The following is a 20,441-nucleotide window of genomic DNA, read 5'->3' on the forward strand; positions in this document are numbered from 1 at the left end:
TGGTGTTCTTCCTTACAGGCCCAGGATCATCTGGGAGATGATATTGCGTTGGATCTCGTTCGAGCCGCCGTAGATCGAGGTCTTGCGGTAGTTGAAGTAGTGCGGCAGCAGCGGCGCGGCGAAGTCGTCGTCCATGACGCTGTGCGCCGTTTCGCCTTCCAGGTAGGCCGCGTCGAAGGGCAAGGCCATCGGGCCGGCCGCTTCGACCATCAGTTCCGTGAGGCGCTGCTGGATCTCGGTGCCGCGCACCTTCAGCACCGAGGCTTCCGGTCCCGGCGCCTTGTGGGCCTGGGCGAGCACGCGCAGCACCGTGGTTTCGAGCGCCATCAGCTCGATCTCCAGCTCGGCGACCTTGGCGCCGAACAGCGGGTCCTCGATCAGCGGGCGTCCGTTCTTCTGCTCGCGGCCGGCCATGCGCTTGAGGCGGGCCAGCTCGCGCTTGGAGCGGCCGACGGCGGCGATGCCGGTGCGCTCGTGGCCGAGCAGGTATTTCGCGTAGGTCCAGCCGCGGTTTTCCTCGCCGACCAGGTTGGCCACCGGGACCCGCACGTTGTCGAAGAAGACCTCGTTCACCTCGTGGTCCTCGTCCAGCATGATGATGGGGCGCACCGTGATGCCGGGCGTTTTCATGTCGATCAGCAGGAAGGAGATGCCCTCCTGCTTGCGCACGCCCGGATCGGTGCGCACCAGGCAGAAGATCATGTCGGCGTGCTGGGCCAGCGTGGTCCAGGTTTTCTGGCCGTTGACGACGTAGTGATCGCCATCCCGTACCGCCGTAGTCTTGAGCGATGCCAGGTCCGAACCGGCGCCCGGTTCCGAGTAGCCCTGGCACCACCAGTCCTCGCAGGACAGGATGCGCGGCAGGTAGTGTTCTTTCTGGGCCTGGCTGCCGAAGGCCATGATCACCGGCGCCACCATGTTCACGCCGAAGGGCATGATGGGCGGCGTGCCGGCGCGCGCGCACTCTTCCTCGAAGATGTGGCGCTGGGCCGCGGTCCAGCCGGGGCCGCCGAATTCCTGCGGCCAGCCCGGCGCCACCCAGCCCTGGCGCGCCAGGATCCGGTGCCAGCGCACGTAATCGTCCTTCGACAGGCGCAGGTGGTTGAGTACCTTGTGCTGCAGCTCGGATGGCAGCTCGGCTTCCAGGAAAGCGCGCACGCGGTCGCGGAAGGCCAGGTCGTCGCTGCTGTAATTCAGGTCCATTCAGTCTGTCTCCTCTTGTTCTTCTGGCTGCGCCAAAAAAGCACGACCGTTCCAAAGATTGTACCTGAACTGAGGCCTGACGCGGGACGTAAAAAAGCGGGCCGCAGCCCGCTTTGGTGGTGATGCCGTGCAGCCCAGGGATCAGCGTGCGCGACGGCGCTTCAGGCCGGCGACACCGAACATACCTGCCAGCATCAGCGCCACGGTCGAGGGTTCCGGCACTGCAGCTGCGTCCTGGCCCTGGCCGTCCTGCGCGCCCTGATTGCCGTTGTTGCCCAGGTTGCCGCCGACGCCGACGCTGATGTCGACGTTACCCGGGGTGCCGTTGTCGAGCTCGGCATTCCCCGGCATGCTGACCGGCGGGGCAATGGCTGGGGTCGACATGGCGGGGCCGCCGCTGTAGCCGCCGCCGCCCGAACTGGCGCCGCCGCCGGAAGTGGCGGTGTTGTTGCCTGCGCCAGCGTTGTCGACGATCTTGAAGCCGTCCGGCGTCACGACCACCGACATGCCGTCACCCGCCAGGGCAGCCGCCTTGGCGGTGCTCAGACCCGTCACATAGACGCCGTCGACGCCTTGTTTCAGGGTGACTTTCATGTCGTGGCCGACGCTGGCGCTGACCTTGTCGTACAGCGCCTGCACCAGGGCTTCGCTGTTGGCGCCGCGAGTGACCCCGGCGATCACGCTCGAGTCACCCACTGCACCAGCAACATTGCTGCCACTAACGATGCCGGCCCCACCCGAGGAAGGAATCACGTCAGCGTGTGCGGCGCATGCGCTAGCCGTCAAGGCCAACGCGATGAGATAACGAATTGTCATAATGCGCTCCTAGAACAATGTTAAAAATTATTTTTTCTGCAATTGCTGAGTTAATGTACCACAGCTGCAAAAAAGGCAATTTTCAATTGTGCGGCATAAAAAAAGGAGATTTTCCGCAGAAAATCCCCTTTTTAGTGCACCAGAGCGCCGAACGCTTGTGTTAGGTATTTAACATTTGCTTAGTTACCGTTCTGTTTCATTGCTGACATGTAAGGCATCGTGCGCGATGCCATGCGGGTATCCGCCTTCAGCATGCCTGCCTCGTCGGCCAGGATATGGGCGGCTTCCTGCAGATACACGTCCTTGGCGTTCTTGGCTGCCTTTTCGGCCGCGATTTCCGCCGCCAGGCTGCGCTCGTCGCCCTGCAGGCCGTCGTCGGAGCGCGCTGCGCCCTTCAGCGCGACATTGCTCTTCTTCGGCGCGGTCGGGTTCGGCGCCTTGGCGCGCTGCTCCTTGCTACCCGGACCGGCAACCGGCTCGTCCGACTTGCCTGGCTCCTGGGCATCGGCCAGACGCGATTCGCGCAGGCGGGCCTTGGCTTCCTGGTTCTCGCGTTCCTTGCGGCGCACGGCCTCGTTCAGCGAGATCAGGTTGTCCTTGCGCAGCTTGAGGGCTTCGGCGATGTCCTGCTCGATGTCGCGGAACTCCTTGTCCTTGGCAACGCGGGCCTCATGGCGCTTCTGCAGCGGGGTGACCAGTTCCTTCAGGTCGCCGGACGGCAGGTAGGTCGCCGGCTTGATCTGCACCCAGGGCAGCGCGTTGTCGTAGGACGACTCGCCGAAGTTCTCGGCGTCCGAGGTCACCGGCAGCTTGATGTCCGGGGTCACGCCGCGCAGCTGCGTGGTGCCGCCGTTGATGCGGAAGAACTGGGCGATGGTCATCTTCAGCTCGCCGTACTTCATCTTGTCGCTCTGCGAGAAGCGGTCGAGGTTGATCAGGGTCTGCACCGTGCCCTTGCCGAAGCTCGGTTCACCGATCACGATGCCGCGGCCGTAATCCTGGATCGCGGCGGCGAAGATCTCGGACGCCGAGGCCGAGCCGCGGTTGATCAGCACGCCCATCGGACCGTCCCATGCCAGGCCGGACTGGGTGTCGCTCTCGACGTCGATGCGGCCTTCGGCGGTACGCTGCTGCACCACCGGTCCCTTGTCGATGAACAGGCCGGTCAGTTCGACCGCCTCGATCAGCGAGCCGCCGCCGTTGTTGCGCAGGTCGATCAGCACATTGTCGACCTTCTCTTTCTTGAGCTCGCCGAGGATGCGCTGCACGTCGCGGGTGGCGCTCTTGAAGTCCTTGTCACCCTTGCGGCGCGCCTCGAAGTCCTGGTAGAAGGTCGGCAGCGAGACGATGCCGATACGGCGCTTCACGCCGCCGTCCTTGACTTCGATGATCTGCTTCTTGGCCGACTGCTCTTCCATGCTGATCTTCTGGCGCACCAGCGGGATCGTCACGTGCTTGCCGTCCGGGCCGGCATCGCCCGGCAGCACGTCCAGGCGCACGGTGGAGTTGCGCTCGCCACGCACCAGCTGGACCACGTCGTCGATGCGCCAGCCCATCACGTCGGTGAAGGTGCCGTTGCCCTGGGCCACGCCGACGATGCGGTCGCCGACCTTCAGCTTGCCGGATTTGTCGGCCGGGCCGCCGGGGACGATCTCGCGGATCACGGTGTAGTCTTCGCGCGACTGCAGCACGGCGCCGATGCCGTCCAGCGACAGGCGCATCATGATGTCGAAGTTCTCGGCCGAGCGCGGACCCAGGTAGTTGGTGTGCGGCTCGATCGCGGTCGCGTAGGCGTTCATGAACATCTGGAACACGTCCTCGTTGTTCAGCTTCTTGAGGCGGTTCTGGTAGCCCTCGTAGCGCTTGTCGAGGGTATCGCGGATGCCCTTCTCGTCCTTGCCGGCCAGTTTCAGGCGCAGCCAGTCGTTCTTCACGCGCTTGCGCCACAGGTCGCGGGCTTCGTCCTCGTTCTTGGCCCAGGGCGCCTTTTCGCGGTCGATCTGCAGGCTTTCGTTGACGGTGAAGTCGAAGCCGCCCTTCTGGACCAGCTCGCGTGCATACGCCATGCGGTCGTTGAAGCGCTGCTGGTAGACGTTATAGATCTGGAACGGGAGCGTCAGGTCCTCGTTGTTGATCGCGTCGTCGAATTTGGTGCGGGCCGGCGCGAACTGGTCGACGTCGGCCTGGGTAAAGTAGAGCTTCTCGCTGTCGAGCGTCTTGAAGTAGTTGTCGTAAATCTTGGCCGACATCGCGTCGTCCAGCGGCAGCGCCTTGTAGTGGTAGCGCGCGAGGACGCGCGAGGCCCACAGCGCGGCCTGGGTCTGGGCGGCGGACGGCTTGAGCGGGCCCGTGTTGGCCTGGGCCGTGGCCAGCTGGACCTTTTCGGGTTGCGCGGTGACGACGTGGGCCGACATGACCGACATGGCCGCTGCCAGCGCAACCATCAACATCTGCTTCTTCATTGTTCGTTTCTCCGGGCGGATTCTCTCGTGCGACCAATTCTACAGGATAGTAAGACGACGTAGAGTCGGCTTGTATGCGTCTTCAGCCGAGCTTAAGAAACTGGGCCGCAGCCGCAGCCGCTGCCACAACGACAATCACCAGCCAGGGCCAGCTGCGCACCGCCAGCCGCCAGTCGACCGGCGACGGCCAGAAGGACAGGAACTGCGGCGCCAGCAGCAGGGTCAGCGCCAAGTCGGCAGGACCGAAATGCCATGCGCCGCGGGTGCGCCACCAGGCCACCCCGATCGGCACCAGCAGCACCAGCAGCGGCGCCAGCGCCGCCGGCGCAGCGTTGTACCAGCGCAGGTTGGCAAAAGTGACAGAACCGAGTTCCCAGGTACGCCCGGTACGTCTTGGAATGATCGAGAAGCCGGTTGGTTCCGCGCCCAGCAGCAGCCCGACCGAGAAATGCGCCAGCTCGTGGCACAGCGTGCCGGCCGCGCTGAACAGGAAGAACAGCGGGTGCAGCGAGGTGACCAGCCAGATCAGGAAGGCCAGCGCCAGCGAGGGCACCAGGTAGAGCAGGATGTCGCCCATCCCGGTGCTGCCCCTCAGCCCTTGTAGAAGCAGCGGCCGCAGGCCTGGCGGTAGCTTTCGTTACCGCCGATGCTGACCTGCTCGCCTTCGCGGATGCGGCGGCCTTCCGCGTCGACGCGGATGTTCATGGTCGCCTTCTTGCCGCAGGTGCAGATGTTCTTGATTTCCTCGATGTCGTCGGCCAGCGCCAGCAGATAGGCCGAGCCCGGGAAGGGGTCGCCACGGAAATCGCTGCGCAGGCCGTAGCAGATCACGGGCACGCCGCGCACCTGGGCCAGGCGGTGCAGCTGCACCACCTGTTCCTTGGTCAGGAACTGCGCTTCGTCGACCAGCACGCAGGCCACTTCCGGCGCGTTTTCCAGGAAATCGGTGTTCTCGTCGAACAGGCCGACTTCGCGCTGCGGCCCCAGGCGCGAGGTGATGAGGCCGACGCCGTAGCGGTTATCGATGGCGGCGGTGTACAGCTGGACCTTCTGGCCCTGCTCTTCGTAGTTGTGGGCCACCTGCAGCAGCGAGGTGGATTTGCCGGCGTTCATTGCCGAATACCTGAAATAGAGTTTTGCCACTGCGCCTTCCGCCTGAGTCCAAAGGACTTGTTAACTTGCAAAATTATAGCAAGCAGTCCCGCAATGGAAAACCGCCCGGGCCGATAATCGGCGTCCGGGCGGCCTTGCTGCGACAGCCAGGTGCGGCGGGGCTGCGGTCTAGCTGCGGCGGCGGCTCATCAGGCCGACGAAGCCCAGCCCGGCCAGCAGCATGCCGTAGGTGACGGGCTCCGGCACGGCCATCACGACATTGTTGGCGGTCGGCCAGTAGCCGGCGCCGCCATCGGTGGCAAGCGTGACCGCGGCCAGCGGCGAGGTCGAGACGAAGCCGAGGAAATCGGTGCTTGCGGCGCCGGCCAGGCCGTAGGTCAGCGCCGTGCCGTCGACCGCCGTCAGGATCAGGTTGCCGGTGGTGTACTGGCCAAGCACATCGGACGCGAAGAAATTGCCGCCGAAAGCGCTGACCCCGCCGCTGAAACCCGCGAACACGATCGGGGCGATCGCCGTGTTGTTCGACAGCCAGTAGTCGCCGCCACTGCCGCCCGCACCATACAGGCCGGTGGCGGAATACACGTTGTAGGTATAAGCGCCGGCGTTGCGGCTCAGGGATTCGCCCAGGGGCGCCACGGTCAGGTCGTCAAAGGTATCGACGCCCGGCGCCGATACGGCGGCCAGGAAATCGGCCTGGCTGGTATAGACGGTAATGTCGGCCTGGGCTGCTGCTGCGGCGCAGAGCAGCGCCGCGGCGCAGAAGATCTTGCTGAGGGAGGGTTTGGTAGCCACGATTGCACTCCTGAAAATATCGATCGGAGGACCAGTAGATATCAGGAATGCAATTGTTGCAATCGAGCTAACACGTGTTTTGCGCGCGCTTTGCGATGCGTAAAAGTGCGTGCAGGGACGGCTCAGATCGTGTCACTGTCCAGGATGGTATTTGCGCTCGAGATGTTTCTCGATGTCCTCTTTATAGAAGAGCACGTCCTTGAACTGGCCGCGGCTGTACATCTCGGCCTGGTCGCTGAAGTGCGGCGACTTCGGGTCGCCGCTCTCGCCGCCGGCCAGGATGCTCTTCGCGCGCACGCGCGGCCCGAACTCCACCGCGGCCACGAAGCTGTTGCCGCGGTCGCCGTAGATGCGTTTGGTGGTCTGCTTCGCCGTCATGCCGAAGGACGCCAGCGAACCCCAGTTGGCCGAGGTGAAGGCCACCGGAATGCTGGGCTTGCTGTCGTCGTAGTGCAGGTCGACCTCGCCACTGAGGCGCTGGAAGCGGTTGATCTCGCCCCACGGCGTCTTCCAGCTGCCGAAGTCGGCCTGCAGCTTGTCCGCCGCCCGCGCCAGCGCGTCCAGGCGCTCGCGGGAATCCAGCCTGGTCTGGATGAAATCGACCACCGGCACCTGCGCCGCGCGGGCGCGGGTGGCGGCGTCCTTCACCATCTCCTGGCCCCAGTAGACGGCGAGCGAGGTCGGCACGGAATCCACGGCCCAGCGCAGGTCCCAGCCGCGCAGCATTGCGACCTGCTCGGCCAGCCGCGTTTTCAGCGCGTCGCCCTGCGGCAGCGCGTCCCAGTCCTTCAGCAGGGCCGGCACCAGCGGTTCAAAGGCGGTCAGGTAAGGATCGTAGGCCTTGCCGATCAAACCGTCGATGCTCAGGTCCTGCGCATCGTGCAGCACGCGTTCGGCGTGCACCCCGCGCGCGTTCTGCGGCAAGGACCACATGTACTTCGGGTAGGCCGCGCAGTCCGGGCTGCTGGCGCCGAAACCGGTACAGGGCCAGTTGTTGGTGTTCGAGATGTAGCCGCTCTTCGGGTTGAAGACGGTGATCGTCTCCTTCACCTCGTGCAGGCCTTTCCACTCAGTGGCCGGATCGCTGCCGTCGACCGGATGGTTCCAGTCGAAGCGGGGATCGCGGCGCGGCACGAAGTTACCGTGGAAGTAGGCGATATTGCCGTCGGCATCCGCGTACACGGTATTGTTCGAGGAGTTGGTGCGCAGGTCCATCACCTTCAGGAAGGCCGCGTAGTCGCGCGCCTTGGTACGGCCGTACGACTGCTCGAGCGCGTGCACCGGGTCGTCCATCATCTTCACGGCCACCCACTTGCCGCCCTCTTCCCGGATCACCGGGCCGTGGTGGGTGAAGAAGGCCGTCACGCTGCGGCTGGCCATGCCGTCCGCGGTCTTGTACGGCAGCGCGATCGTCTTGCTGCGCAGCGGACGCTCCTCCTTGCCGTACTTGTAGAAGAACTTGCCGCCGCGCTCGGCCACGCTTTCCAGGTATTCGTCGATGACGTCGCCGCCGCCCGAGGTGTGCATCCAGCCGAGGCGCTCGTTGAACCCCTGGTAGATGAAGAACTGGCCCCAGGTGACGGCCCCATAGGCGTTCAGGCCCTCCTCGCTGACCATGTGGACTTCGGGGCGGAAGTAGAAGGAGGTGTGCGGGTTGATCATCAGCAGCGCGTGCTTGCCGGCGGTGCGCTGCGGCGCGATCGCGAAGCCGTTCGAACCGGTCGGTTCCGGGTCGAAGCCGGTGCCGATATCCGCCATCGCCACTACCGGCGCCGGGGCCTTGCCGTAGAAGGCTTCCAGCTGTTTCAGGTTGATCGACTCGATGTCGCCGCCGATGCTGCCCTCGCTGAAGCTGAGGGCCATCCACGGCTCGAAGCGGGTCAGGAGCTTGGGTTTCACCTGCGGATGGCTGGCCAGGTACCAGTTCAGGCCATCGGCCCAGCCGTTCATCAGCTTCTTCAGCCACGCGGGGCTGGCCGCGTATTTGGCTTTCATCTCAAGCGGGTCGATATAGAGCTTCATGCGCAGGTCGCGCCAGATCTCCTTCTCGCCCTCGACCTCGGCCAGGCGCCCCATCGCATTGATGTAATTCAGTTCGACGCGGTTGAAGTCATCTTCCGCCTGGGCGTACACCATGCCGAACACCGCGTCCGCGTCCGTCTTGCCGTACACGTGAGGGATGCCCCACTTGTCGCGCAGGATCGTTACGCGCTGGGCCGCCTTCTTCAGGCGCGCCAGTTCGGCGTTCGAGAAGCTGCCGGCGGCTTGCGCCGTCGCCTCGGGTGCGGCGGCCGCCATCGCGGGCGGCAGCGCGGCCAGCACGGCCAGACTCAGTGCGGCGGTCGAGGCGATCAGGCGGGAAGTCGGCATGGGGTCTCCTGGATGTTATTATGGTTTTATTCGGCGCCGAGCAGGACCAGCTTCTGCTTCAGCACGTCGTTTTCGCCGATCAGGGTGGCGACGCGGTCCTTCAGCTCGGCCACCTGGGCCTTGAGGGCCTTGATCTGGTCTTCGGGCGTCTCGAACTCGGCCTCCTTCTTCGGCTTGGCGGCGCTCTTCTGCTCGCGCACCTGGCGCGCCGCCTGCTGCAGCTCCTTCTTGCCGCCGGCGACCGCCGCTACCTGGGCTTCCTTCGGCAGCGAGGCCACGTTGGCGGCGGAACTGATCGAGATGGTACCGCTGCGCACCGCCTCCACCAGCTCCGGCGCGGCGGCCTTCTGGATCCGCTCGATCTGACTGATGGTGTTGGCCGAGACGCGGGCGGCGCGCGCCACTTCCTGGCGCGTGTTCCACGGCGGGGCAAAGGGGACGGCCTGGTCAGCCTCGGTCTGCAGTTCGTCGTCGGTCTTCTGGACCACGCGCGCGGCCAGGATCTCCTTCTTGCGCAGTGCCATCAGGCCGCGCTGGAAATCGGTGACGCTGCGGCGCGCCAGCTGGTTATCGATCATCCACAGCTTGACGTCTTCGATCGAGTCGAAACTGTCGTTCTGGACGGTCCGGAACGGGATGTTGTGCTGGCTGCAGATGGCGTAGCGGTTATGGCCGTCGATCAGGACGTCGCGCCACAGGATCAGCGCTTCGCGGCACCCTTCGGTGAGCAGGCTGCGTTCCAGGGCTTCGTGTTCGGCGGGCGTGAGGGGGTCGACGTAAGTACGGAGTTCGTCGTTAATCGTGATGTTCAATTCGGGTCCTTGCACTTCGATTGCTGTGTGTAGCGTTTGCTTTGCGCATGCTACACCATGCAGGGACTCAACTGAAGAATGAAGATGAGGTGGTGCGGGCAGCCGGAATCGAACCGGCACGCCTCGCGGCGGCAGATTTTAAGTCTGATGCGTCTACCAGTTCCGCCATGCCCGCGCCGGGCGGGATTGTACTACGGTCGCCGACGATGGTGGTAGTTTACGCTACATTGCAGGCATGCGCCCCAGGGAATCCACCATGACGATGACATCCCTCTTCCCCGGCTTCCAGACCCGGACCATCGAAACCGCGCCCGGCATTGCCATCCACGCCATCGCCGGCGGCAGCGGCCCGCCCCTGCTCCTGCTCCACGGCCATCCGCAGACCCACGCCATCTGGCACAAGGTGGCGCCCGAGCTGGCGCAGCACTTCACCCTGGTGGCCTGCGACCTGCGCGGTTACGGCGATTCTTCCAAGCCGCCGGGTCTTGAGGACCATGCCAACTACAGCAAGCGGACCATGGCCGCCGACGTGCTCGCAACGATGCGCGCGTTCGGCTTCGAGCGCTTCAAGGTGCTGGCCCACGACCGCGGCGCGCGGGTCGCGCACCGGCTTGCGATGGACCATCCGGAGGCGGTCGAGCGCATGGTCCTGCTCGACATCGCGCCGACGCTGGCGATGTACGAGCAGACCACCGAAGCCTTCGCGCGCGCCTACTGGCACTGGTTCTTCCTGATCCAGCGGGCGCCTCTGCCGGAACGCCTGATCGAGGCGGATCCTTCCGCTTATATCACCAGCGTGATGGGCAGCCGCAGCGCCGGCCTGGCGCCTTTCGATCCGCGCGCGCTGGCCGAATACCAGCGTTGCCTGGCCCTGCCCGGCAGCGCCCACGGCCTGTGCGAAGACTACCGCGCCGCCGCCGGCATCGACCTCGAGCACGACCGCGCCGACCGTACGGCCGGGCGCCGCCTGGCCATGCCGCTGCTGGTGCTGTGGGGCGCGAGCGGCATCGTGCAGCGCTGCTTCGAGCCGCTGCAGGAGTGGCAAAAGGTGGCCGAGGACGTGCGCGGCGCCGCCCTGCCCTGCGGGCATTACATCCCCGAGGAAGCGCCGGAGGCCCTGCTGGCGCAGGCGCTGCCTTTCCTTGCCGCTTAGCTGACTCAGGCCCGGCGCTTCAGCTCCACCACCACGTCATCGCGGTAGCGCGCGCTCAGCTCTGCCCACTGCCCGTCGAACTTGTCCATGGCCGCCTGCTTGATGTGGCCATAGCCGCGCACCTGCTCCGGCAGCTGCGCCAGCTTCAGCGCCGCTTCCTTGTTGTCCGCGCGCAGGCCGCTCGCCAGGCCGCGTGCGAAGGCCAGGTAGCGGTCGCGCAGCGCACGCTCCTGCCTGCGCTCGCGCGTGTAGCCGAAGGGGTCGAAGGCCGTGCCGCGCAGGCCCTTGAAGCGGGCCAGCACGCCGAACACCGGCATCATCCAGCCGCCCAGCACCATCTTGGCAGGCACCTCTGAACCGGGCTTCTTGCGCGCCAGAAGCGGCGGCGCCAGGTGGAAGCCCAGCTTGTAGTCGCCGTCGAACTGGGCGGCAATTTGCGCGCGGAAGGCCGGGTCGGCATGCAGGCGCGCCACTTCGTATTCGTCCTTGTAGGCCATGACTTTGAACAGGTTGCGCGTGACCGCCTTGGCCACCTGCTTGCGCGAGCCGCTGCCTTCGAGCGCGATCTCGCGCTGTTCGACCGCTGCCACCGCTTGCGCGTACTGCTGCGCATAGGCGGCATTCTGGTAGCGCGTCAGCCAGTCGACGCGGAAGGCCACCATCTCCTCCAGCGACTTCGGCGCGGCGAACTGGATCACCTGCGCCGGCTGCGCCATGCCATCGAGCTTCGCCTGGTCGGCGGCGAGCAGGCGGCCCAGCGTGAAGGCGCGCTTGTTCATGTCGACCGCCACGCCATTCAGCTCGATCGCACGCATGAGTGCGACCAGGCCGACCGGCACCAGACCCTGCTGCCAGGCATAGCCCATCAGCAGGATATTGCTGCCGATCGGGTCGCCGAGGAAGCGTGCGGCAGTGGCCTGCGCGTTCAGGCGCAGCAGGTTCGCCTCGCCCGCCGCGGCGGCCAGCTTGCCGAGCAGGCCTTCGCGGTCGACCTGGGCATCGCGGTCGCGGGTAAAGTCCGCGGTCGGGATCTCGTATTCGTTGGCGACCACTCTGGTGTGAGAATGGCAGATGACGGCCAGGCCGTCCGGCATCGCGGCCACGACCAGGTCGCAGGCAAAGACGGCGTCGGCCTGGCGCAGGTCGATGCGGACCTGGTGCAAGCGTTCGGGCGAAGACGCCACCCGCACATGGGACAGCACCGCGCCGCCCTTCTGCGCGAAGCCCATGAAGTCCAGCGTGGACGCGCCCTTGCCTTCCAGGTGCGCCGCCATCGTGATCAGCGCGCCCACCGTGACGACGCCGGTACCGCCGACGCCCGCCACCAGGATCTCGAAGGGTTTCGCCAGCGCCGGCTGGGGCGGGACCGGATAGCTTTCCAGCGCGCGCTCCAGGTCGGCCAGCGACATTTTCACGCCGGCCGGCTTGCGCAGCGTGCCGCCCAGGACCGAGACGAAGCTCGGGCAGAAGCCTTCGACGCAGGAGTAGTCCTTGTTGCAGGACGATTGCTCGATCTGGCGCTTGCGGCCCAGCTCCGTTTCCAGCGGCAGGATGGACAGGCAGTTCGACTGCACGCCGCAATCGCCGCAGCCTTCGCACACGGCCGGATTGATCACCATGCGGCGCGCCGGATCGGGGAACACGATGTGGTCCGGCTTGTTCTTCTTGCGGCGGCGGCGCTTCTCGGCGGCGCAGGTCTGGTCATACACCAGCACCGTGGTGCCGGGGATTTCGCGCAGCTGGCGCTGGATGACATCGAGTTCGCTGCGGTGGTGCACGGTGACGCCTTCCGGCAGGACCACGCCTTCGTAGTTGTCCGGGTAGTCGGTGACGACGACTGCCTTCTTCACGCCTTCGCTGATCGCCTGCTGCAGGATCTGCGGCACGGACAAGGTGCCGTCCACCGGCTGGCCGCCGGTCATCGCGACCGCGTCGTTGTACAGGATTTTATAGGTGATGTTGGTGCCGGCGGCCACGCTCTGGCGGATCGCCAGCGAGCCGGAATGATAGTAGGTGCCGTCGCCCAGGTTCTGGAAGATGTGCTTCTCGCCCACGAAAGGCGCGGTGCCGGCCCAGCTGATGCCTTCGCCGCCCATCTGCGACAAATAATAGGTGTCGCGCTGCATCCAGGTGGCCATGAAGTGGCAGCCGATGCCGGCCAGCGCGCGGCTGCCTTCGGGCACGCGGGTCGAGGTATTGTGCGGGCAGCCGGAGCAGAAGTATGGTGTGCGGCGCACGCCATTTGCCGGGTCGAAGGGCAGCTCGGCGGCGCAGAAATCGGGAAGGAAGCGGTTAAGGTCCAATGCCGGATACTTCGTCCCCAGCCAGCGCACGATTACCGGCGCAATGCGTGAGGGCCGCAGCTCGCCCAGCGCGGACAGCAGCGGCGCGCCATCGCGATCAAGCTTGCCGACGACCGTGGGCCGCTGTTCGGCCGGCAGGTTGTAGAACAGGTTCTTGACCTGCTGCTCGATCACCGGCCCCTTTTCCTCGACCACCAGGATCTCGTCCAGCCCTTGCGCAAAGGCGGACAAGCGCGTGCGTTCCAGCGGATAGCTCAGGCCCGGCTTGTACAGGCGCACGCCGAGTTCGGCCAGGCGCGCCAGCGGCAGCTGCATGCGCTCCAGCGCTTCGATCAGGTCCAGGTAAGCCTTGCCGGCGCCGATGATGCCGATGCGGGCGTCCGGCGCCGGCACCACCAGGCGGTCGATCGAGTTCGCGCGCGCAAAGGCCTGCACCGCCTCCAGCTTGGCGGCCACGCGCTGCTCGAGCGCCAGGCCAGGCAGGTCCGGCCAGCGGTTGTGCAGGCCGTCCGGCGGCGGCGTGTAGTCGGTCGGCGTGGCGAAAGTGGGCATGGGCGGCAGCTCGACCACCGCGCCGCCTTCCACCGTTTCCGAGATCGCCTTGAAGCCGCACCATGCGCCGGAATAACGCGACAGCGCCCAGCCGTACAGGCCGAATTCCAGGTACTCCTGGATGTTGGCCGGATTAATCACCGGCATGCCCCAGGCGATCAGCGCCTGCTCGCTCTGGTGCGGCATCGACGAGGACACGCAGCCGTGGTCGTCGCCGAGAATGGCCAGCACGCCGCCGTGCGGCGATGAGCCGTACACGTGGCCGTGCTTGAGGGCGTCGCCGGCGCGGTCCACGCCCGGCCCTTTGCCGTACCACATGGCGAACACGCCGTCGACCTTGCGGGTGGGATTGGCTTCCACCTGCTGCGATCCCATCACGGCGGTCGCGCCCAGCTCCTCGTTGATCGCGGGGAGGAATTCGATCCGCCGCTCGGCCAGCAGCTTTTTGGCGCGCCACAGTTCCTGGTCGACGGCGCCCAGCGGCGAGCCGCGGTAGCCGCTGACGAAGCCGGCCGTGTCCAGCCCGTTCGCTTCGTCCAGCTGCTTCTGCATGCACAGCAGGCGCACCAGGGCCTGGGTGCCGGTCAGGAACACCCGGCCCTGGGTACGGGTCAGGTTGTCGTCGAGTGCGTAGTCGGGGTCTGCCAGCCCGACCGGCGCGGGGAGCGTCATGTCGTTCATGTTTTTATAGTAGGTAAATGATGAGACAGGATAGGCTCGCGGGCGCGAAAGATTTTTTCTATCTTTGCAATCTGCGACGCTAGAATTGCAAGAACTTGTCTACTTCTGGCCAAAAAGATGAAAAATCATTCGATTGATGCAGCATCCATGAAAATTCTCGCCGAGCTGCAGAAGGACGGCAGGATCTCCTCCAACGAGCTGGCGGAAAAGATCGGGATGTCGGCCAGCCCCTGCTGGCGGCGCCAGAAGGAGCTGGAAGACAACGGCTACATCCTGCGCTACACCGCCCTGCTCGACCGCCGCAAGCTGGGGCTGTCGGTGGTGTGCCTGCTGCACGTCTCGCTGCTGCGGCACGCGGAGGGCGTGGTCGAACAGTTCGAGCAGGCGATGCGGCTGCGGCCGGAAGTGGTCGAGTGCTACGAAACCACCGGCACCTCCGATTACCTGGTGAAGGTGGTGGTGGCCGACATGGATGCCTACCACGACTTCCTGCACAACGTGCTGGTGAAGCTGAACGGGGTGTCGCAGGTGAATACCAGCGTGGCGCTGCGGGAGGTGAAGTACGAGACCGCCTTGCCGCTGTAGCCATGCAAGGAATGCCAGACAATGCGATCATGGCGGTCTCAGTACCCAATTTCCAGTTCACGTCAACACAGGAACCGACTCACATGACGACATCCAGCTATCCCGACACCCGTCTCCTGATCGCCAATGAATGGAGCGACGCCGCCAGCGGCAAGACCATCCCGGTTGTCAATCCGGCCACCGGCCAGGCCATCGGCACGGTCGCCCACGCCGGCATCGCCGACCTTGACCGCGCCCTGGCCGCCGCCCAAAAGGGCTTCGAGACCTGGCGTGCCGTCCCCGCCGCCGAACGTGCCGCCACGATGCGCCGCGCCGCCAGCCTGCTGCGCGAACGCGCCGCCGACATCGCCCGCCTGCTGACCCAGGAACAGGGCAAGCCGCTGGCGGAAGCGAAGATGGAAGCGATGGCCGGCGCCGAGATCATCGACTGGTTCGCGGCCGAGGGCATGCGCGTGTATGGCCGCATCGTCCCCGCGCGCAATCCGGCAGCCCAGCAACTGGTGCTGAAGGAGCCGGTCGGCCCGGTCGCCGCCTTCACGCCCTGGAACTTCCCGATCAACCAGGTCGTCCGCAAGCTGGCCGCCGCCCTGGCCACCGGCTGCTCCTTCCTGTGCAAGGCGCCGGAAGAGACGCCCGCTTCGCCTGCGGCCCTGTTCCAGTGCTTCGTCGATGCCGGTGTGCCGGCCGGCGTGGTCGGCCTGGTGTTCGGCGACCCGGCCGAAATCTCCGGCTACCTGATCCCGCACCCGGTCATCCGCAAGGTCACCTTCACCGGCTCGACCCCGGTCGGCAAGCAGCTCGCCGCACTGGCCGGCGCCCACATGAAGCGGGCGACCATGGAACTGGGCGGCCATGCGCCGGTGATCATCGCCGAAGACGCGGACGTGATGCTCGCGGTGAAGGCGGCCGGTGCGGCCAAGTTCCGCAATGCCGGCCAGGTCTGCATCTCGCCGACCCGCTTCCTGGTCCACAACGCGATCAAGGAAGAATTCACGCGCGCGCTGGTGGCGCATGCCGAAGGCCTGAAGCTGGGCGACGGCCTGCAGGAAGGGATCACGCTGGGCCCCCTGGCCAACGCGCGCCGCGTGACGGCGATGGCGAAGGTGGTCGAAGATGCGCAGGCCAAGGGCGCGGTGCTGGCGACCGGCGGCAAGCGCGTGGGCGAGGCAGGCAACTTCTTCGCCCCGACCATCCTGGCCGACGTCCCGCTGGAAGCCAGCGTGTTCAACGACGAGCCCTTCGGCCCGGTGGCCGCGGTGCGCGGTTTCGACAGCCTGGAAGATGCGATCCTTGAAGCGAACCGCCTGCCCTTCGGCCTGGCCGGCTATGCCTTCACCCGCTCGATCAAGAACGCCCAGCTGCTGATGAACCGCGTGGAAGTCGGCATGCTGTGGATTAACCAGCCGGCTACCCCGAGCGCCGAGCTGCCTTTCGGCGGCATCAAGGATTCCGGCTACGGTTCCGAAGGCGGCCCGGAGGCGCTGGAAGCCTACCTTAATACCAAGGCCGTTTCGATGGTCGGGGTGTAAGTAGCTGCCGGTGGCGTTCGGCAGCTTGCCGGCGCCGCCGCGTCAGCTTCTTTCAGTCGCGCGGCTCGGCGAGCGACTCCGCCAGCACCGTGTAATACATCTGGCGAATGAACACGATCAGATTCGGGTTCAGGAAATCAGTGTGATCCTTGATGATGCGCGGGTCCGTCCTGACCACCCAGACCGGCATGAATGGTGGCCGCTCCAGGCCCAGCGGGTCGCGGACGAAGCTGGCACCAAGCTCGTCGCCGCATACCAGCCTGCCCTTGTCGTTGACGGCGCATCGTTTCAGCACCTGTCCGTTGGTCAAGGACAGCTTCGGTTCGCCGAAGCCCTTGTAGCGTATCTGCTGTTGCGCCTTGCTCCAGGCGTGTTCGTGTTCGAGCCGGCATTCGAGATTGCAGTTGGCGTCTGCAGCGGTCTCGAGGTCCAGCCTATGTGTTACGTAGCGGTCGGTCCAGCCGACGCTGTTGCGGCTGGCGTCCGACTGCGCCGTCCCCCGCGAAGGGCTGAAGATCGTCGTGAACGTTCGGAAGGCGGGAAAGAAGCGCCGCGTGGCCCAATCGCCTTCCGATTGCAGCACGATCATGATGGGAAGCTGCGCTCCGTGACGTCCTTGTCCCGGCGCGTCCGATCGATATGCGCGCTCGGCGGCAGCTCTCGCGAGCGCCTCGAAATGGACGCCCTCGAAGGCTGGATTGATCAGGACGACCAGGTCGCCGAAACTGTGCGCGTAAGGCGGCACATCGGCCCGGTCGCCGGGTGCCTGGGACTCCGCAATATTGGCGATCAGCCGGCCCGCCAGCGCGCGATAGGTGATCAAGGCGCCGAAGCTGTGGCCGATCGTCAGCATGTGCACATCGTTGCACTGCCGCGGTTCCGGGACGGCAGCCGATTTTCCCGCAATCCTGGCGTCGCTCGCTTCCGAAAAGTGGCAGGCGTGGGCCAGGTAGAAGTTATGCAGGCGCGCGAACAGTTCCTGCGCCACCTCCTCGGCCGCGAGCTTGCGGTCCCATATCGAGGAATGCTTGATGCCCGGGCCCAGCACCGAGTCGCCGCGCCACCCGATGTACACGCCCACGACCTTGCGCTGGCGCCTGGCGGCGCCGTTCTCGGGCCGCGCGCTCATGCGTTGTTCGAGCCGCGCAGCACGCGCCAGCAGGTTACGGAAAGCATTCACGTTCCTGTCGTCCGGCGCTGCCGTGTGATGCCAGCCATGGGTGTAGACGATCAGATTCAAGGGCGTGCCGCCACCCTGTTCGGATAGCGCATTCAGCCGCTGCATGACCCACTTGATCCGCAGCGATTCGCTGGCGGGACTGGAAAGCCAGCCATGATCGTCGAATTCGACGAAATACAGATCGTAAGCGGGCGTGTACTCGTGCGCAGCCTGCCAGCATGGCGTGCTGTAATCGAGGCGTGGATCGTTTTCTGCACGGTCGCTGTCCGAGCCTGCCGTCTGCGCCGCTTGCGCGGACCTGGCGCTTTCGAAGACCGCTGCGCAGCCTGGCGCAGGCTCGGCATTTGCCTGCCGGTTGGGAGGAAAAGGCGCGCAGCCGGTCAGCCAGCAGGCCAGGAAGGCGAGTATGACAATCACTCTGGACATGGGCGTCTCCGCTGCTTCGCGTGCTCGATTTCGCCATTCCCAGCTTGGACCTGAATGGCAATGCAGAGGTTCCGCCCTGGCCGGCGGCGCGACGCTCAGGCCTTGGGCGGCCATTGCCTGATGACGGCTGCCAGTGCAATCAAGACGATGGCTGCGTAAGGCTTGTCTTCCAATATCGTAAGGAATTCGGTAACTAATCGAAGCATTTCCATGATTGTCCTCATTTGTCCAAAAGTTATGGGCGGCTTTCGGGCCGCTTCGCTCGGAACGCCTTCGTGTGGCTTTCCTTACGCTGGTTTGGACGGCTGAGTTCGTCTGAAGTTGCTGGTGAAAAGTTGACTCGTGACCCTTATCAAATAGGAGCAAGCATATAGGCGCCAGATACCTGCCGATAGAACGGGCGCCGCATACGCGAGCAAGGTGAGCACCATCAAACCTGCCAATGATGCAAACCAGTAATGTCGAGTCAATCATTACCGGAATGCTCATGGAAAGTGTAATCGTCTACACAGGCAAGGATTTGCGGCGGATGCGCGAGGAAGGCGGATGCGGCCACTGGACCGCCAGCCCGATCCGCGTGGAGGCGGCGCAGTACCTCGTCTGCGTCCGCAACCGCCGCGAGCAGTGGGCCGCGATGGATTTCGAGCATGGCGTCGCTTTCCTGATCGCGCGCATCAAGAGCACGAAACCGTCGGCGCATGCGGCAAGGATCACGATTGAATTCGAGACCTATGCGATGGTTCACATTCCCGGCGCATGGCAACTACTCGCTAACAGCCAGCGCTTTCCGGTGGCTTACCTGGAGACGTCCGAAGTGTTTCGCCGCCTGGACCTGAATCCGGACGAACTGGACTGGCAGCAGCTCATGGGCAGCCCCGCGCCGCTGCAGGTGCAGGAAAAAGCTGCCGCCTTCGCAACGGCGGATGCCGGCGAAATAAAAGGCGCGAATCTGATCGATGCGATCGCGGAAGCCAAGCGCAAGCTCGCCGAGTCCCTTGGCATAGCCTCCGAAAAGATCGAGATTACGATCCGCCTGTAGGGCTCAGGTAGCGGCGAAGGTCCGCACGACAAACCTGATCAGCTGGGCGATCAGCTGCCCACCCACCACCGCCAGCAGGGCAAACGCGACGATCTGACAGATGCGCAGCCCAAGCTCGTGGCCGCGCCAGCGGCTGCCGAAACGCAGGGGACCATGGAAACGCGCCGGTAGATGCACATGGGCAAAACGTAGCTTCATGATTGTCTCCATTTATACGAATGTTGTGAGCACAGCTTACGCCTGCATCGGCCCGGCTGCAAATGCACGAGCGGAAGCTCGTAAAAAATGCCGCTGTCGCGTAGGCGAACAGCGGCAAATACTCAGCCGATCACTGAGGTGGAGACACACAAAGAAGCAGAGAGACTACTTGACGAAACATGACAGGAAATTGGGACGTCTTCGGCCCTCACAAGGCCCGGAATGGGTAAGCAAATCCCCGTCGTGACGTCAGCCTGGTCTCACATCCACTTTGCAACCCTGCGCATGGCGATACTGCCCGGCTAACGGACGACCGGTTTGCCGCGACTGCGGTAGGATCGGGCCATGTGTGGACGATTTGACCAAAGCCAGACCGCGCGCCATTACGCCAATGCCTTCGGCTGGGCCGACGCGGTCTTCGACAGCGAATCCGCGCCGACGACCAACGCCGCGCCCGGCACCTATCGGCCCGTGCTGCATATGCAGGACGGCGAGCACCGCGTCGACGACGTGTTCTGGAGCTACCGGCCCCGCTGGGCCGAGGGCAAGATCCCGATCGCCATCAATGCCCGCCTCGAAAAGCTGAGCGGCAGCTACTGGTCGCGCCTGCTCAAGAACGGGCGCGGCATCGTGCCCGCCGAGGGCTGGTACGAATGGACCGGCGAAAAAGGCCACAAGCAGCCCTGGCACATCCACCGCAAGGACCACGCTCCCCTCTTCCTGTTGGCGCTGGCCAACTTCGGGCCCTTCGAGGAAAACCGCGCCGAATCCGGCTTCGTGCTGGTCACCGACGATGCCCACGGCGGCATGCTCGACATCCACGACCGCCGTCCGGTCGTCCTCAGCCAGGAAGATGCCGAATTGTGGATGTCCCCTTCCCTGAGTCCGCAGCAGGCACTCGAGCTTGCGCGCCATGCGGCAGTGCCTCCCGACGACTTCGACTGGTACAAGGTCAGCACCAAGGTCAACAACGCCAGCGCCGACGGGCCGCAGATCGCCCGGCCCATCGCCGACGAGGACGAAGAATAAAAAAGCCCGCACACCTTGCGGCATGCGGGCTCCTGCGGTGCTTCTACCGATTAGTGCTTAGTGCTGGTAGGCGCCGATGTCGAAACCGGTGGTGGCATTACGCGGCTTACCGTCCAGGTCGGTGGCGTAGGCGTTGGTCGCGGTGCCGCGGCCGATTGCCGGCGAGCTGGTGGTCAGGTGGAAGTCCGGCGTCGCGGC

General features: G+C 65.1%; 17 protein-coding genes and 1 tRNA gene. 5 read left to right on the plus strand and 13 right to left on the minus strand.

Features of this window, described 5'->3' with window-relative positions:
* Positions 1-12: 12 nt before the first annotated feature.
* The 9 genes from AC07PE_RS23485 to AC07PE_RS23525 all read right to left on the minus strand — a co-directional run bounded on the left by AC07PE_RS23485 (position 13) and on the right by AC07PE_RS23525 (position 9,743).
* Positions 13-1,203 carry an acyl-CoA dehydrogenase family protein gene (locus AC07PE_RS23485; protein ID WP_498769058.1) on the minus strand — a complete coding sequence of 397 codons (1,191 nt, stop codon included), beginning with the start codon at positions 1,201-1,203 and terminating at the stop codon, positions 13-15.
* Positions 1,204-1,344: 141 nt separating this feature from the next.
* A complete protein-coding gene (locus tag AC07PE_RS23490; protein WP_498769060.1) occupies positions 1,345-2,019 on the minus strand; it encodes a PEP-CTERM sorting domain-containing protein in 675 nt (224 codons plus the stop codon).
* Between the two features lie 179 nt (positions 2,020-2,198).
* On the minus strand, positions 2,199-4,481 hold the full coding sequence (locus tag AC07PE_RS23495; protein ID WP_498769062.1) for a carboxy terminal-processing peptidase: 2,283 nt from the start codon (positions 4,479-4,481) through the stop codon (positions 2,199-2,201).
* An 82-nt stretch (positions 4,482-4,563) separates the two neighbouring features.
* Positions 4,564-5,058 carry a hypothetical protein gene (locus AC07PE_RS23500; RefSeq protein WP_498769064.1) on the minus strand — a complete coding sequence of 165 codons (495 nt, stop codon included), beginning with the start codon at positions 5,056-5,058 and terminating at the stop codon, positions 4,564-4,566.
* A 14-nt stretch (positions 5,059-5,072) separates the two neighbouring features.
* A complete protein-coding gene (locus tag AC07PE_RS23505) occupies positions 5,073-5,624 on the minus strand; it encodes a thymidine kinase (RefSeq protein WP_498769066.1) in 552 nt (183 codons plus the stop codon).
* A gap of 138 nt (positions 5,625-5,762) precedes the next feature.
* The gene (locus AC07PE_RS23510) at positions 5,763-6,386 is read right to left on the minus strand and encodes a PEP-CTERM sorting domain-containing protein (protein ID WP_498769068.1); all 624 of its coding nucleotides are present in this window, start codon (positions 6,384-6,386) and stop codon (positions 5,763-5,765) included.
* 132 nt (positions 6,387-6,518) lie between these two features.
* Positions 6,519-8,756, minus strand: coding sequence for a penicillin acylase family protein (locus AC07PE_RS23515; RefSeq protein ID WP_498769070.1), 2,238 nt, complete (start codon positions 8,754-8,756; stop codon positions 6,519-6,521).
* 26 nt (positions 8,757-8,782) lie between these two features.
* Complete coding sequence (locus tag AC07PE_RS23520; protein WP_498769072.1) at positions 8,783-9,568, minus strand: hypothetical protein; 786 nt, start codon at positions 9,566-9,568, stop codon at positions 8,783-8,785.
* A gap of 90 nt (positions 9,569-9,658) precedes the next feature.
* A tRNA-Leu gene (locus tag AC07PE_RS23525) sits at positions 9,659-9,743 on the minus strand.
* Between the two features lie 81 nt (positions 9,744-9,824).
* Here AC07PE_RS23525 and AC07PE_RS23530 point away from each other — a divergent pair.
* The gene (locus AC07PE_RS23530) at positions 9,825-10,721 is read left to right on the plus strand and encodes an alpha/beta fold hydrolase (RefSeq protein ID WP_498769074.1); all 897 of its coding nucleotides are present in this window, start codon (positions 9,825-9,827) and stop codon (positions 10,719-10,721) included.
* Between the two features lie 5 nt (positions 10,722-10,726).
* On the opposite strand, the gene AC07PE_RS23535 is transcribed toward AC07PE_RS23530, so the two are convergent.
* On the minus strand, positions 10,727-14,257 hold the full coding sequence (locus AC07PE_RS23535) for an indolepyruvate ferredoxin oxidoreductase family protein (protein ID WP_498769076.1): 3,531 nt from the start codon (positions 14,255-14,257) through the stop codon (positions 10,727-10,729).
* Between the two features lie 117 nt (positions 14,258-14,374).
* Between AC07PE_RS23535 and AC07PE_RS23540 the strand changes: the two genes are divergently transcribed.
* Both AC07PE_RS23540 and AC07PE_RS23545 read left to right on the plus strand, forming a co-directional pair.
* Positions 14,375-14,842 carry an Lrp/AsnC family transcriptional regulator gene (locus AC07PE_RS23540; RefSeq protein ID WP_498769078.1) on the plus strand — a complete coding sequence of 156 codons (468 nt, stop codon included), beginning with the start codon at positions 14,375-14,377 and terminating at the stop codon, positions 14,840-14,842.
* A gap of 83 nt (positions 14,843-14,925) precedes the next feature.
* Positions 14,926-16,371 carry an NAD-dependent succinate-semialdehyde dehydrogenase gene (locus AC07PE_RS23545; RefSeq protein WP_498769080.1) on the plus strand — a complete coding sequence of 482 codons (1,446 nt, stop codon included), beginning with the start codon at positions 14,926-14,928 and terminating at the stop codon, positions 16,369-16,371.
* A gap of 52 nt (positions 16,372-16,423) precedes the next feature.
* On the opposite strand, the gene AC07PE_RS23550 is transcribed toward AC07PE_RS23545, so the two are convergent.
* Positions 16,424-17,977 carry a hypothetical protein gene (locus AC07PE_RS23550; protein ID WP_498769082.1) on the minus strand — a complete coding sequence of 518 codons (1,554 nt, stop codon included), beginning with the start codon at positions 17,975-17,977 and terminating at the stop codon, positions 16,424-16,426.
* A 442-nt stretch (positions 17,978-18,419) separates the two neighbouring features.
* Here AC07PE_RS23550 and AC07PE_RS23555 point away from each other — a divergent pair, with 442 nt between their 5' ends.
* Positions 18,420-19,016 carry a hypothetical protein gene (locus AC07PE_RS23555; protein WP_498769084.1) on the plus strand — a complete coding sequence of 199 codons (597 nt, stop codon included), beginning with the start codon at positions 18,420-18,422 and terminating at the stop codon, positions 19,014-19,016.
* 3 nt (positions 19,017-19,019) lie between these two features.
* Here AC07PE_RS23555 and AC07PE_RS23560 read toward each other — a convergent pair whose 3' ends face one another.
* Positions 19,020-19,214 carry a hypothetical protein gene (locus tag AC07PE_RS23560; RefSeq protein ID WP_498769086.1) on the minus strand — a complete coding sequence of 65 codons (195 nt, stop codon included), beginning with the start codon at positions 19,212-19,214 and terminating at the stop codon, positions 19,020-19,022.
* 345 nt (positions 19,215-19,559) lie between these two features.
* Here AC07PE_RS23560 and AC07PE_RS23565 point away from each other — a divergent pair, with 345 nt between their 5' ends.
* Entirely contained in the window at positions 19,560-20,243 is a 684-nt protein-coding gene (locus AC07PE_RS23565) for an SOS response-associated peptidase (RefSeq protein WP_498769088.1), read from the plus strand.
* Between the two features lie 57 nt (positions 20,244-20,300).
* Here the strand turns inward: AC07PE_RS23565 and AC07PE_RS23570 are convergent.
* On the minus strand, positions 20,301-20,441 hold a 141-nt coding region (locus AC07PE_RS23570; RefSeq protein WP_498769092.1), incomplete at its 5' end, for a choice-of-anchor Q domain-containing protein.

The sequence above is a fragment of the Telluria sp. GW821-FHT07G12 genome, assembly GCF_059418525.1.